10 protein-coding genes are annotated in these 13789 nt (G+C 68.9%); 3 read left to right on the top strand and 7 right to left on the bottom strand.

The window, feature by feature from the left end; genetic code table 11:
- Positions 1-106: 106 nt before the first annotated feature.
- Positions 107-4144, bottom strand: a complete 4038-nt coding sequence (locus AB0F44_RS17790) for a carboxypeptidase regulatory-like domain-containing protein (RefSeq protein WP_357357596.1) — start codon at positions 4142-4144, stop codon at positions 107-109.
- A 328-nt stretch (positions 4145-4472) separates the two neighbouring features.
- Between AB0F44_RS17790 and AB0F44_RS17785 the strand changes: the two genes are divergently transcribed.
- On the top strand, positions 4473-6305 hold the full coding sequence (locus AB0F44_RS17785) for a hypothetical protein (protein WP_357357594.1): 1833 nt from the start codon (positions 4473-4475) through the stop codon (positions 6303-6305).
- Between the two features lies 1 nt (position 6306).
- Here AB0F44_RS17785 and AB0F44_RS17780 read toward each other — a convergent pair whose 3' ends face one another.
- On the bottom strand, positions 6307-6846 hold the full coding sequence (locus AB0F44_RS17780; protein WP_357357592.1) for a TOPRIM nucleotidyl transferase/hydrolase domain-containing protein: 540 nt from the start codon (positions 6844-6846) through the stop codon (positions 6307-6309).
- A 74-nt stretch (positions 6847-6920) separates the two neighbouring features.
- Here AB0F44_RS17780 and AB0F44_RS17775 point away from each other — a divergent pair, with 74 nt between their 5' ends.
- Together AB0F44_RS17775 and AB0F44_RS17770 are read left to right on the top strand one after the other, a co-directional pair.
- The gene (locus AB0F44_RS17775) at positions 6921-7670 is read left to right on the top strand and encodes a helix-turn-helix transcriptional regulator (protein ID WP_357357590.1); all 750 of its coding nucleotides are present in this window, start codon (positions 6921-6923) and stop codon (positions 7668-7670) included.
- Positions 7664-8449, top strand: a complete 786-nt coding sequence (locus AB0F44_RS17770; RefSeq protein WP_357357588.1) for a hypothetical protein — start codon at positions 7664-7666, stop codon at positions 8447-8449. Before AB0F44_RS17775 ends, AB0F44_RS17770 begins: the two co-directional genes overlap by 7 nt.
- Positions 8450-8452: 3 nt before the next feature.
- On the opposite strand, the gene AB0F44_RS17765 is transcribed toward AB0F44_RS17770, so the two are convergent.
- The 5 genes from AB0F44_RS17765 to AB0F44_RS17745 all read right to left on the bottom strand — a co-directional run bounded on the left by AB0F44_RS17765 (position 8453) and on the right by AB0F44_RS17745 (position 13676).
- Complete coding sequence (locus AB0F44_RS17765) at positions 8453-9058, bottom strand: nucleoside/nucleotide kinase family protein (RefSeq protein ID WP_357357587.1); 606 nt, start codon at positions 9056-9058, stop codon at positions 8453-8455.
- A 5-nt stretch (positions 9059-9063) separates the two neighbouring features.
- Positions 9064-9957: a hypothetical protein gene (locus tag AB0F44_RS17760; RefSeq protein WP_357357585.1), complete on the bottom strand. Its 894-nt coding sequence runs from the start codon at positions 9955-9957 to the stop codon at positions 9064-9066.
- Between the two features lie 52 nt (positions 9958-10009).
- Positions 10010-10810, bottom strand: coding sequence for a helix-turn-helix transcriptional regulator (locus tag AB0F44_RS17755; protein ID WP_357357584.1), 801 nt, complete (start codon positions 10808-10810; stop codon positions 10010-10012).
- Between the two features lie 53 nt (positions 10811-10863).
- Positions 10864-12399, bottom strand: a complete 1536-nt coding sequence (locus AB0F44_RS17750) for an alpha-N-arabinofuranosidase (RefSeq protein WP_357357582.1) — start codon at positions 12397-12399, stop codon at positions 10864-10866.
- Positions 12400-12653: 254 nt separating this feature from the next.
- On the bottom strand, positions 12654-13676 hold the full coding sequence (locus tag AB0F44_RS17745) for a LacI family DNA-binding transcriptional regulator (protein WP_357357580.1): 1023 nt from the start codon (positions 13674-13676) through the stop codon (positions 12654-12656).
- Between the last annotated feature and the right edge of the window lie 113 nt (positions 13677-13789).

The raw sequence follows: 13789 nt of genomic DNA, 5'->3' as shown, positions 1-13789 counted from the left end.
CGCAGCACCGACATTCGAGCCCAGCCAGAGCGGTTCCGAACACTTGACCGGATTGCGGGCGCGAAGGCCCCGGACACCGGCTGGTGCCCGGGGCCACGCTGTCGAGCTAGTCGAGCGGCTTCAGGTCGAAGTCGTAGACAGTCGTCTGACCAGCCACGATCTGCGCCTTCTTGGTCGCCGGGACGAACCCGTCGGCGGCGACGACCACCTGGAGCGGCGCGTTGGACTTCTGCATCCAGTACCCGTAGGTGCCGTCCGCATCAGTCCGAAGCGTCACGTCGTACGACACGCCGTCGAGGGCAACCACCGCGCCCTCGAGCGCCTCACCCGAGCCCGTCACCGTGCCCGTGATCTTGCCCCAGCCTGCGGGCGCCTTCACGATCATGGTCGCCGGGACCGGCGCCACGGTGTAGGGCGTGTTGTTCCCGATGACCACGTCGGCCGTGTAGGTGCCCGGCTGGTCGACCGTGGCCGCGAACGTGGTGATCGCGGTGACCGACTTGCCCGGCGCCAGGGTGAACGACGGCGGCTGGACGTCCAGCCACGCGACGCCACCGCCGCCGGTCTCACCGGTCACATCGAGGATGATGTTGGAGTCGGGGAACCCGAGCTCCGCGGCGTCGGTCGGCTCCGGCGTACCGCAGGCGTCGGAGGCCAGGTAGGTCGGCGACGTCTCGGCGGCGGCATTGCCACCGAAGTAGACCGCGCCACCCGCGACGGAGACGACCAGGATGTCGTCCGGAGCGATCTCCGCAGACGCCGCGATCGGCACCGTGTAGGTCGCCCCGAAGTCGCCGGTCACCGTCGTCGTACCCGACCCGATCGGGGTCAGGTTGGCGAAGGTGAACGCCGCCCCCTCGGGCAACGTGTAGAGCGTCGCCGTCACCGGCGTGCTCCCGTTGGCCGACTCCTGGACCGCGAAGCTCACGCTGGTGGGCGTGAAGCTCCCCGAGACCCCGAAGTCACCCGGCGAGTAGGTGCGCAGAATCGTCGTGGTCCCCGAGGGGCACGCGACCGAGCCAGCCTGTACGACCTCGTGCGAGCTCGAGTGGGACAGGGTCGTCTCACCCACGGGGGTCGGCGCGAGCGCCGTCACCGACGGCTCCCCCGCAGAGCCGAGCTTGCTGCCCGACTTCGACGAGTTCAGACCGGTCGACTTCGACCCGGCGCCCGGCTTTGTCTCGACCGTCGTCGCCTTCTTGGTGACGCTCTTGGTGACACCGGCCGAGGCGGTCTTGTCGCCCTGGATGACGACCTCCTCGCCCGCGGCACCCAGATCGACCTCGGCGGGCGCGGACCCGGTGTTGGTGATCTTCAAGTTGCGGGAGACAGATCCACCCATGGCGAGGCTGGCGTTCAGCGCCGTCTGGGTGACTGCGAGCCGGCCGGCCTTGAGCTGGGCGTTGGAGGTGAGCGTGGTGTCCTCGGCGACGGTGAGGTTGCGGCTGATCGATGTGTAGTCCGGCGCGGTGAAGCTGATGCCGTACGCGCCGGTCACCATGTCGACGCTGTAGGAGCCGTCGGCACCGGTCTCGACCGTCTTGACGGACCCGCCGGCGGTCGGGGTCAGGGTGACCTCGGCGCCGTCGATGCCTGCCTTGGTGTTGTAGTCCTTGACCACACCGCTGACCGTGCCCATCGGGGCCAGGTCGAAGGTGATCGACTTGTTGTCGCTCAGCGAGGCGGTGTTGAGCGAGAACTGGGTGCCGATCGTGCCGGTGGCGTTCTCGATCCCGATCGTGGCCGAGCCGCCCAGGGCCCGGTCCCCGGTGGGCAGGTCTCCGTAGCCCAGCTCGACCCGGCCGTCCTCGAAGAGGGTGACCGAGAAGTCGAGCAGGTCCGAGCTGCTCAGCGGGTAGACGTCACGCCACTCGATGACGAACGCGTCCACACCGTCGACCGTCGTCGCGCCGGTGAACACATCGGCCTCACCTCGGGCGTCGAGGTCGTCCCAGAACGGGTAGATCGCCGCGTTCGGCACGGCCGTGGACGGGATCGCCCCGTTGCCGTAGGCCGTGCTGGAGGCGAGGAAGTTCACGTGACCGTTGGAGGCGACGTACGCCTTGGCATAGCTGCTTCCGTAGAGCGGGAAGCTGAACGGAAGGTCGACCGAGGCAGCGGCGTCGTCACCCTCGAGCCCGAGCGCGGTGGCGCCGGAGCGTACGCCGCTCGAGCCCTCCGAGCAGAAGTAGCCGTAGCCGTCGTAGGAGAAGACCACCTTGACGCTGTGGGTCTTGGCGCCCGTGACCTCGATCTCGGAGCTCGTGGCCTCGGCACAGCCGGACCCCTCCGTGAAGATCGTGTACGTCCCCTCCGGGACCCCCGCGATCGAGTACGTCCCGTCGGCGCCCGAGGTCGCGGACAGGTTGCCCGGTGACAGCAGGACCTCGGCCCCCGCGATCGGAGCGTCGGTGCTGGCGTTGGTGACCGCGCCGCTGACCGTGTGCTTCGTGGCCTCGGCGAGGTCGAAGTCGACGGTCGTGGTGGCGTCCTGGGTGACCGTCGCGGAACCCGTCTCGGTGACGAAGCCAAAGGCGGAGGTGGTCAGGGCGTAGTCACCGACGAAGACGCCGGCCGAGAAATGGCCCTCGGCGTCGGTGGTGAGGGTGCGGTCGAGAGCCTCGCCGTCGAGCTCGACGGTCGCACCCGCGATCGGCTCGCCGCCGCTGGTGACGGTGCCGGCGACCGTGCCACCCTCGGCCGGAGCCAGGGCGATCAGGCGCGCCAGGTCGAGGTAGCCCTCGCCGTACACGTTGTTGTTCTCGGCGGTGCCACCGCAGGTGGTGTCGTCGACGTTCGTCGCCGCCTCGTTGAGCAGGCGGCGGGTCTCCTCGACGTTGCCGATCAGGGTCGGGTTGTAGCTCCACAGCGCCGCGACGGCACCCGCGAGGTGAGGGGCCGCCATCGAGGTGCCGTTGTAGCTGCCGTACGAACCACCCGGGAGGGAGGAGCGTACGTTCACACCCGGTGCCGCGATGTTGGGCTTGACCAGGCCGTTCTGGCCCGAACCACGGCCCGAGAAGGAGGCGACGGCGCCGGAGGAGTCGACCGCGCCCACCGAGTAGGTCAGCACGTTCGCGCCCGGGGAGGAGGTTCCCTGGCACATCGAGCCCGGGTTGCCGGAGGCCCACGAGGAGAACTGGCCGGCTGCGTTCCAGGCGGCGTTCACGTCGTCGAAGAAGGAGTCGATGTAGCCGACGCCGTTCCAGCCCCACGAGTTGTTGATGACGTGCGGGCGCTTGGCGACGTCCGGGTTCTCGCCGGCGGCGTCGGTCGGCTCCAGCAGCCACCAGCCCGACTCGAGGAGCCCGGCGTCGGTGCCGCAGCAGCCGTTGGTCTCGATCCACTCGGCGTCGGGTGCGACACCGATCTGGTTGCCGGCGCCGTCGTCGCCGACCATGGTGCCCATGGTGTGGGTGCCGTGGCCGTCGAGGTCGCAGGGACCGCTGGAGCAGTCGCCGTAGGCGTCGTACCAGTTGTAGTCGTGGGTGAAGCTGCCGTCACCGTTGTTGCCGCGGTACTGGTTCACCAGGGCCGGGTGGGTGTAGTCGGTACCGGAGTCGACGCTGGAGACCACGATGCCGGCGCCGGTCGCGCCCTGCTCCCACGCCTCGGGCGCGTTGATGAAGTCGATGCCCCACTCGATGCCCTGCGGCGCCTTGGTGGCCGTCTCCTCCTTGACCGGCTCCACGAGCGAGAGCTTGGCCCGCTCGTGGACGGTCTTGATCTCCGGGTCGGCGGCGAGCTTCAGCGCCAGGTCCTCGGAGCCGTCCTTCACCAGGATCGCGTTCGAGATCGCGTACGTCTTGTAGCTGACCTTGGCGGCATCGAGCTCGGCGACGGTGCCGGCCTGAGATGCCTTCGCCGTCTTCTCGAGCGCGTCGACGACGTACTGGCCACGCTCGGTCCAGTCGCCGATGGAGGAGGCGGGGCCGAGGTTGGCCTTGTCGGAGAACCGGAGCCAGAAGTCGGTCGAGTCCGACTTCTCGAACTTCGACTCGAGGGCGGAGGTGAGCTTGGCCGCAGGGGCCTTGTCGTCGGCTGTAGGGGTGCCGGCGAATGCGGGGGTGGCAAGCATCGCAGCCGTTGCGGCGAGTATGCCTGTGGCTGCTACGGCCGATCGGCCGAGGCGTGAATATCTCAAGGTGGGTCTCCTTGCGGAAACCGTCGGCAAAACCCGCGAGCAGAGATCGTGCACATTCCCGGGTAATGCGGACGGATCGATTATTGCCACGGGAAACCGTTCTCCAGATTTGTTACAGCCAGAGACATGCCAAGCGCTGGAGCGCGGCAGATACCTGCCAATGTCGTAAAAGCGTCACGGCTCTAGACAAGTTGGCGAGGCAAATATGACACGGCTGCGTCATTGACACCCGCCCCCGGTATCGGCGTCGCCGAATGCTCCGTCAAAGGCCGGGTCGTTGACCCAGGTCCGCTTTCCGTTCGCTGTACGTTTTTGTAAAAGGAGGGGCATGTCTGCGATCAAACGCGTGACGAACACGTCGGAGGCCGAGGCGCTGGCGGCGTTGCTCAACGGCGACTCCCGCATGAAGCCGACCGTGGTGGTGACGGTCGCGTCAGGACACACCGAGCCTTACGCCGACGTGGAGCGGATCGCGGCCGAGATCGGCGACCTCGCCGACCTCTACCTGGTCACCACCGGCGGACACACCTGGGCCTTCTCCAACAAGATGACGCCGGGCACGCAGGTCTACGGCGGCGCCGGGCGGGTCTACCCGGTCGGCTTGGCGTGGAACATCGATCTGCTGCAGGCCCCGCTGCGGTTCGCGTGGAGCAAGTCCGAGGGCCGCAAGCTCACCGGGCAGCTCATCGACGACGCCCTCGACATGGCCGCGGCGGCCGGCCTCTTCGACAGCGCCCGCACCGCCTCCACCCGCGAGCGCCGCGCCGGCACGGTGCGCTCGATCATGAGCGAGCGCGCGCTGGTCGACCTCGTTGGGGGCGACATGGCCTCGATCCCGCCCCAGCTCGCCCAGGCCGGCGTGCCGATCGAGCGCGTCCTCGCGCCCGGCATGCACGTCGAAGGCGTACTGGAGAAGAAGTCGCGCTGGCTCGACATCCGGGAAAGCCGCCCCACCGCCGAAGAGGCATTGAAGACGTACGCCGCCGGGGACGTCGTCCCCGCCGAGGTTCGCTCCGTGCTGGCCGGCTCGGCAGACCTGCGCCTGCATCCCGACGTCACCGTCGAGCTCTTCCGCTCGGATGTGACCGGCGACCCCGACGACGACCTCTCGGCGCTCCTCACCCCCGGTGAGGTCGTACTCGCGCGGGTCGTCGCCACCGGGCCCAAGTGGCGGCTCTCGCTGCGCGAGGTCCGCGAGCACGACACGGCTCGCGAGGCTCTCGCTCTGTACGCCGGTGGCCCGCCCTGGCTCGACCCGGATGCTCCGCCGCCTGCGGTCGTCGAGCATGTCGATCCCGAGCCCGCACCTGCTGAGGTCGCTCCGGTGGCCGAGCCGGTTGAGCCGGTTGAGATGGCTGTCGAGCCCGCAGCCGAGGCTCCACCCAAGCCGGCGATCCCGAGTCCCGCGATGATGCCGCGGCGTAAGGGCGAGCCGGTCCGCGCTGTCCGACCGGTGCCTGCGTCCGAGCCTGCGGCGGTGCCGGAGACAAACCACGCGCCGGCGAAGAAGGCCGCGGTGCAGTCGATGTCGCTGCAGGTCACCGCGATCAAGGCCGAGAAGGCCCATCTCGAGGCCGAGCTGACCGAGCTCCGCGACCAGGTCTCGGGGCTGCGCAACGAGCGCGTCCAGTTCGCCAAGGACCTCGCCCGCGCAGCCCGTCAGGTCGAGACCCGCGACGCCGAGCTGGCCCGGATGCGCTCCCAGCTGCGCCGTGCCAAGCAGCGCACGGCGCCGCCCGACGTCGCCCTGCCCGTCTTCGCCGACCGTGAGCGCGGCTTCCGTCACCTGGTCGAGGCCGCCTGGGCCCGCCGGATCCCAGTCGGCGAGCAACCGACCCGGCCGCTGCCGGACTACGCGATCGGCGAGCGGTTCCTCGACAGCGTCGACGCGCTCGAGGGCATCGCCGTCGACAAGATCGCCGACGTGGTCATGGAAGTGCTCACCGGCCTCGCGGAGCAGTCGACCGGCCGCGAGCTGCACCAGCTGCGTACCTCTGCCGGGGGCAACGCCGCGCCACAGTCCCGCACCGACGGCGCCGTCTGCTACCGCGTCTCGATGCAGATCCACACGCCCAGCGCCCGCCGGCTGCACTTCTGGAAGTGCCCCGACGGCACCATCGAGCTCTCTCGCGTCGTCGTCCACGACGACATGGAGCCCTAGCTCAGCCCCAGCACCAGGTCAGCAGCCCGATGAGCGGATCCGGGATCGACTCGAGCTCGACGGCCTCGCCAAGGATGGCGCCGTAGCGGATCTTGCGTCCCGACGCTGTGCCGAAGAAGCGGTGCAGCTGGTCGGCGACCTCCTCGCCGCGGTGCTCGGGCTGGTTCTGCAGCGTACGGAATTTTCCGCCCTCGCCGTTGGCCTCGAGGATCTCGACGATCCGCGCCGCTCCGATCGCCCGGATCATCTCGTCCTCGAGGTCACGCCGGCACGCGAAGAACCCCTGCCCGGAGAGGTCCTCCCCGACCTGCCGGCCGAGCGCGTTGGTGACGAAGTGCTCCTCGGCCTCGTCGTAGAGCCCGCCGACCCGATGCCCCGCCGCCGTGGTCTCCCGGATGAACCGCCCCGCGTTGCCGGCGCCGTTCATGGAGACGACCTCGATCCCGAGCTCGACGAACTCCACCCCGTAGCGCGGAGCCAGCGCCTCCACCAGAGCCTTGTCCGACTCCCCCTCGACAAGCAGCGTGATCGGTCGCGTCATGGCGCACACGATAGAAGAACGTACGCCGTCGCGCCTGTTCCATATATGCAACAAGTCGCCCTAGGGTTGCATATATGGAACAGGACGTCGGCCGCCTCGTCGCCGAGTGCATCGAGCGCTCGGGGCTCAACGCGCGCCAGGTGGCTGCGCGCGCAGGCGTCGCCGCGTCGACGGTCCACCGGATCCTCAACGACCAGGTCAGTCCGTCGGTCGCGACGCTCCACAACATCACCGCCGCCTGCGGTCTCGACCTCACGTTGAGCACCTCGACGCTGGCCTCCCCGGCAGCCGCCGCGGCCGCGCGAGCCATCCTCGACGAGGACTACCCAGCCGACGTGGCCCCCGAGATCGACCAGTGGGCCGCCCGACTCGACGCCTGGACCGACGGCGACCCGGTCCAGATCATCGAGGAGGCGGGGCGCGCCTCCGGCGTACTCCACCGCCCCGACGCGATCCGGCTCAGCGGTGAGGCCACCATCGGCCGGCTCGCCTCCGCCGGCGACGCCTCGGGCCAGCGTTGGGCGGTCTCCGGCGCGGCCGGCCTCGACCTGCCCGCATTCGACGAGGCCGTCCCCCGGATCTCGGTCCTGTGGTGCGAAGATCCGAGTGCGATCCGACCCCTGCTCACCGGCGGAACCCTCCGTCCGGCGTCCGCCCCGCACCGGTCCACCGTGGTCATCGCCGCCGCCGAACCCGACCTGTTCCTCGGTACGTTCGAGCGCGATCGGGTCGTCTACGCGGCACCGATCCAGATCGCGATCGACGCCATCTCGGTCGGCGGTGACGCCGCGGCCCGCGCCCGCGAGGAGATCCGGACATGGTGACGAAACAGCCCCGCTGGGCACCCGACCCCGAGACGTACGCCGCCCGCAAGCCGACCACGAACGACACCTACCGGGAGGTCGCGGACCGCGACGCCCAGCTGCGCGACACGGGCATCTGGTGGACCGAGGTCGACACAGCCCGCATCCTCCCGAGCGACCCCGACCGCGCCTGGCGCCGGTTCCGCGCGCGGCTGCCCGAGCTGATCTGGAACGCCGCGAACCTCGAGGGCAACAGCTTCACCCTTCCCGAGGTTCGCTCCCTCCTCGACGGCGTCACCGTCGGTGGCCACCGGGCTGCGGAGGAGCTGCAGGTGCTGGCCCTGAACGAGGCGTACGTCGCGCTCCGCGACCTGGTCGGCTACGGCAGGTTCCATATCGACAAATCGACGTCCGACCGTCTCAACCGGATCGTCGCCCGCCGCGAGACGCTCGACGCCGGAAGGTTCCGCGGCGAAGGCACGCTGCGCCGCAATGGCAGCGAGCTGCTCCGAGCCCGCTTCGCCACGCTGCAGGAGCGCGTTTCCGAGACCGGCGACGCACGGCTTCAGGCGCTGATCTACTTCTCCTCCGCCGTCCGGACCCGGTTCTACACCGGCGGCAACAAGCGCACCGCCCTGCTGATGATGACCGGCATCCTGATCTCGAACGGCTTCGACGCCATCACCGTCCCCGGCGCCCGGCGTCTTGAGCTCGACCACGCCCTCGACACCCTCGTCACCACCGACGACGCCACCGAGCTGATGGCCTTCCTCGTCGACTGCGCCGCCTCCGAGGGCTGACGGCTACAGCACCAGATCCGCCCGATCCCGCGTCGCCCGCACCAGCGCGGCGTTGCGCAGATCGCTGTCGGCGATCTTCGCCTCCGCCTCCTCCCGCGACCTCCCGCCGGCGAGGAACCGCTCGAGCAACCTGGGCACGAGGACGGCGTCCGGAACATCGACGAACCACACCTCATCCAGCAGGCCGCGTACGTCCTGCCACGGCCCCTCATCCAGCAGCAGGTAGTTGCCCTCGGTGATCACGATCGGCTCGTTCTCGATCACGACCCCTCCGGGCACCGGCTCGTCGATGACCCGGCTGAACGTCGGCCACTCGACTCGTCCCTGCCGCTCCCGCACCCGTCGCAACACCTCCACATACCCCTCGGCGTCGAAGGTGTCCGGCTCTCCCTTCCGCCCCCGAGCCCCCATCGCGTCCAGCTCCGCGTTGCTCCGGTGGAACCCGTCCATCGGCGCCACCACCGCGACGCTTCCGGACTCGTTGAGTATGTCCCGCAGCCGCTCCGCCAACGTCGACTTCCCCGCCCCCGGAGGCCCGACGATCCCCAAGACATGCCGGCCCGAACCCGCACGCTCCCGCACCCGTTCAGCCAGATCAACGAACTGCATTGTTGTCACGCCCTGAACGCGCGAAACCATGTGCTGATCGTGTCGCCGACCTCGTCAGGAGGCACGAACACTGCCAGATCCGCGGTTGCGAGGGTCCGGATGTGGCCGTCCCCGACGATCGTCTCCAGATAGCGCAGACCGCGATGGACTGCCTCACCGCACCGCTCGTCATCGCGGTGCTCGTCGAACTTCGCGCGCACAGCCGCACCATCGCTCACCGCCAGCAGTCGCCAGACGTCAACCGCATCCTTCGGACGTACGCGATTCCGACCGTTCCCATCACGCTCGCGGATCCGCTCACCGAGCTTGTAGGCCTTCGCGCAGAGCAGTCCGGCGTAGCCTGCCACCCAGGCGTCCCGGATCGAGCCGTCGACGAAGTTCTCGATCTTCATCAACGATCGATCCAGGACAACGAGCTCCAGCCCCGGCGTGTGGCGCGTGGCCTGTTTGCCGTGGCTCTTGAGCGCGTGGGCCGACCGACGCCCGCCGCCCGCGATCGAGGTCGGCACCAGGAGATCGACCTCACCGATCGGCTCGCCCGAGCTCGCCATCCCGGTTGCCCACAGACCGGGCTGTGCCTCGTACCGGCGGCGCAGTCCAGGATCGTGCTGACGCGCCTCGCCCTCGAGCTCCGCGAGTGTCCGAAATCCTGCCCCGCGCATCGCTGCCTCCAGACGAGGCTCCTCCGCCACCAACGCGGGCGTCAGCGCTAGGTCTCCGTCCTTTGTCGCATCTGCGGCGATATCCAGATCGCGGGTGCGCTCGAAGACCGCATGGGCACCTGCGACGGTGACGGCATCGCGATGCGGGGCGATGGCATCCAGCGCAGCACACAACGCAGCACGGCTCGGAGCCATCGCCGCATTGACGCCCCCGTACGCCCCCGATGGGGCTGGCATTCGCAGCCTCGCCGCGTCCCCCACTGCCGGGTTGATGGAGCGTCGGGATGCATCAGGCACTTTGCACACCTTCGCCTTCGGGTCCGGGTGTCAACAGGGCCTCGAGAATGCTGTCGGCCTGCTCCGGCACCCGATCGTTTCCGCCATAGCAGTCGAGGACGATCTGCCAGGGTGCTGCGTACCAGCGGCCGTCGTCGTCCTGCCAGCGACCCATCTCGCAGAAACCGTCGAACGGGAGCAAGGTGATCGGTTTGCCCCATTCCCGCGGTCCTTTGAAGACCAAACCGAGTGCGCCGATCGAAGCGTCGATGTCTTCCACGTAGAACGTCGGCTGACTCTCGCTCGCCGAATAGACCAGCCGATTGGCCGCCCGATCCCCCGTTCCGGCCCACGCGAGGTCAGCCCGGGTCAGCCCGTCGGCGACGTCGTCCCAACTGCGATCCTGGCGAACTCTGACCACCTTGGGCCGATACGCAAGGACCGCGGCGCGCCCGGCCCGGAAGGCGAAGGTCTGCAGGTCAGGGACGGTGACGTCCCCCACCGCGTCGAGCTTCAACGTCCCGGTCATGATCCACCGATTGATCCAATAGTCGACCTCGGGCGGTTCCTTCCCTACGCCGAGGATCCAGCGCGCCGTGGCCACCGCGAGAGGGTCGGATACCGGGTCGAACCGCTCGTCGAGCCCGACCGCGTCGAGCAACTTGAGAACCACGTCGTACGTCGGGTTCATCTTCCCGGACTCGACCCGGGTCACCGTCGACGGGGACACGCCGGCCAGTGCCGCGACCTGGCGCGCGGAAAGAGCGTTCATCATCCGCGCGCCGCGGAGACGCTGTGCGAGAGTCCCTTCCATACACACAACGTATGTCGGGTGTTGCGGATCTGCAACACCCGACGCAAATGAGGTCAGGACGTCGCAACCTCGAACTCGATGACTGCCCAGGACAGTGGCGGCAGGGTCATCCGCACCGAGCCGTCCTCGACACCGACACCGCCAAGCGGGGTGAGTCCTACCGCGTCAGGGGCCGACTCGACGTTGGACGTGTGCCGGTCGCCGCCCTCGGGGATGGTGAGCACCTCGGCGCTCCGCACAGCTGTCACCCCGAGCCCGCGTAGGTCGACCGCAACCTCCGATGGCTCCGAGAGGCCGCGGTTGGCGACGAAGAGCGCGACCCGACCGTCCGCCTCGGACCATGTCGCGGCGGCGTCGATGACGTCGACGTCGCCGAACTTCTCGGTCGGGATCTGGTCGGCGGAGACGGCGAGCCGCATGATCTGCCCGCGAGCCAGGGAAGCCATCCGGGCGAACGGCCAGAAGATCGTCTGCCGCCAGGCCGGGCCACCCTCCTCCGAGCGGATGGGGGCGATCACATTCACCAGCTGGGCCTGGTTGGCGATGCGTACGCGGTCGCCGTGGCGCAGCAGGCTGTTGAGCAGGGTGCCGACGACCACGGCGTCGGTGACCGAGTACTCGTCCTCGATCAGCCGCGGGTGCTCGCGCCACTCCTTCTTCACCTGATCCGGCTGGTCCTCGGAGTCGAGGCCCTCGGCGTACCAGACGTTCCACTCGTCGAAGGAGATGTCGACCTGCTTGGTGTGCTTGCCGGCCGCCTTGACGGCGTCGATCGTGGCGACGACGCCGTCGATGAACGCGTCCATCCCGACGGCCTCGGCGAGGAAGGAGGCGGCGTCCCCGGAGCGCTCCTGGTAGTACTCGTGCATCGAGATGTAGTCGATCTCGTCGTATGCGTGGGTCAGCACAGTGTGCTCCCACGAGCCGAACGTCTCCATGTAGCGGTTCGAGGAGCCGACCGCGACCAGCTCGATCGAGTCGTCGACGAGCTTCATCGCCTTGGCCGTCTCCTGGGCCAGCCGGCCGTACTCGTGTGCCGTCTTGTGGCCGATCTGCCAGGGCCCGTCGAGCTCGTTGCCGAGGCACCACAGCTTGATGTCGAACGGATCCTCGGCCCCGTTCTTCCGCCGCAGATCCGACCAGTACGTCCCTCCGGGGTGGTTCGCGTACTCGACCAGCGCCCGCGCCTCCTCGACCCCACGCGTACCGAGGTTGATCGCCTCCATCACCTCGACATTGGCCTCCCGGGCCCAGCCCATGAACTCGTGCAGCCCGAACTCGTTGGTCTCGATCGTGTGCCAGGCGCCGTCGATGCGGCGGGGCCGGTCCGCCACCGGGCCGATGCCGTCCTCCCAGCGATAGCCGGAGACGAAGTTTCCCCCGGGGTAGCGCACCACCGTCGGACCCAGCTCCCGGACGAGCTCGAGTACGTCCTTCCGGTAGCCGCGGTCGTCGGCGGTCGGGTGGCCGGGTTCGTAGATGCCGGTGTAGACGCACCTCCCCATGTGCTCGACGAACGACCCGAAGAGACGTCGGGGTACGTCGGCGATCGTGAAGTCACGGTCGATGGTGATACGTGCGCGGGTCATGGCACGAAACTATTACATCGTTGTAATGACACAGGCAAGAGTCTCCGCCTCCCCTATTCGGTGGATCCCTTCCGCCCCCGACCGACCACGCCTGGATCACGAGTGCCAATGGGAAGCATGAAGTCCCGAAGGCCACGCTCCCGATGAGTACGACGCTGCTCATCGCCGCAGGTATGGGCTACCTGCTGGGCATCCTCGTCGGCGTCTGGATCGCACACGGCCGCTGGACCGCGCACTAGACCGCCGCGGCCGAGTTACCGCGTCGTGCTCGCACGGACGACCAGCTCGTGCGGGATCGCCACCGCGCGAGGAGGGCTCGTCCGATCCCCGATCCGGGTCAGCAGCAGGTCGACAGCCTCCTCGGCGAGGGCGAGCCGGTCCAGGGCGATGGTGGTCAGCGACGGATTCATGAACCGCGCGTGCTCGACGTCGTCGAACCCGGTCATCAGTACGTCGCCGGGCACCGAGACCCCGTGCTCCTGGAGCACATGCATCGCACCGAGGGCGATCGAGTCGGTGAACGCGACGATCGCGTCGAAGCCGGCGTCGCGGGCCAGCAGCTCGGCGGCCGCCTCGGTGCCACCCGCCATCGACCACTCCGCGACGTACACCTCCAGCCGCGGGTCAGGCTCGATCCCGTGCTCCCGCAGCGCCCGGTGATAGCCCTCCAGCCGCTGGATGCTGGTCGCCGACGCACCGGTCGCGCCCGTCTTCCCGCCCAGGGCCGCCACCCGTCGCGCGCCACGCTCGAGCAGGTGCTTCGTCACCTCATACCCGGCCTGCCGGCTGTCGATCAGCACCCGGTCGACCTTGTGTTGCTCGACCTCACCGATCAACACCACCGGCGGCAGCTGATCGTCGTGGACGACGATGCTGTCCTGGAGCCGGATCGGGTTGAGGATCAGCCCGTCGATCTGGTGCTCGCGGGCCCGCGAGACCAGGTCGTACTCCCGCTTCGGCTCGGCCCCCGTCTCCTCGATCTGGACCGCCATCCCACGCTCGTGCGCCACCTGCACCACCCGGTGCACCAGGTCCGCCGAGAACGCCGTCGCCAGATCCGGAAGCGCGAGCGCGATCACCCCCGTCCGGCCGTTGCGCAGGCTCCGGGCACTCAGGTTCGGTACGAACCGCAGCTCCTCGACCGCCGCCAGCACCTTCTCCTGCGTGTCGGGACGTACGAACACCGTCCCGTTCATCACGTTCGACACCGTCTTCGGCGACACCCCCGCCAGCGCCGCGACATCCTTCACCGTCGCCCGCCGCGGCCCCCTGGTCATGGAGTCAGCGTAAGGGACCCGATGGCTCCCCACTTTCCGCTGGAGTCCCCGACCGCCAGAACCTCTCTGGGGGAACGATCCAGCAGGAAGACTCCCCACAATTGAGGACGAGA

Source organism: Nocardioides sp. NPDC023903 (assembly GCF_040639295.1).
In the GTDB taxonomy this organism is placed as follows: Bacteria; Actinomycetota; Actinomycetes; order Propionibacteriales; family Nocardioidaceae; genus Nocardioides.
The sequence above is the reverse complement of the archived record's forward strand: the minus strand, read 5'-3'. Positions and strand labels throughout refer to the sequence as shown.

Coding starts and splice junctions, on each gene's coding strand:
- AB0F44_RS17745 (WP_357357580.1), bottom strand. CDS start 13,676: ATGACCAGGGGGCCGCGGCGGGCGACGGTGAAGGATGTCGCGGCGCTG.
- AB0F44_RS17775 (WP_357357590.1), top strand. CDS start 6,921: ATGGAACAGGACGTCGGCCGCCTCGTCGCCGAGTGCATCGAGCGCTCG.
- AB0F44_RS17770 (WP_357357588.1), top strand. CDS start 7,664: ATGGTGACGAAACAGCCCCGCTGGGCACCCGACCCCGAGACGTACGCC.
- AB0F44_RS17760 (WP_357357585.1), bottom strand. CDS start 9,957: ATGCCAGCCCCATCGGGGGCGTACGGGGGCGTCAATGCGGCGATGGCT.
- AB0F44_RS17755 (WP_357357584.1), bottom strand. CDS start 10,810: ATGGAAGGGACTCTCGCACAGCGTCTCCGCGGCGCGCGGATGATGAAC.
- AB0F44_RS17765 (WP_357357587.1), bottom strand. CDS start 9,058: ATGCAGTTCGTTGATCTGGCTGAACGGGTGCGGGAGCGTGCGGGTTCG.
- AB0F44_RS17780 (WP_357357592.1), bottom strand. CDS start 6,846: ATGACGCGACCGATCACGCTGCTTGTCGAGGGGGAGTCGGACAAGGCT.
- AB0F44_RS17750 (WP_357357582.1), bottom strand. CDS start 12,399: ATGACCCGCGCACGTATCACCATCGACCGTGACTTCACGATCGCCGAC.
- AB0F44_RS17785 (WP_357357594.1), top strand. CDS start 4,473: ATGTCTGCGATCAAACGCGTGACGAACACGTCGGAGGCCGAGGCGCTG.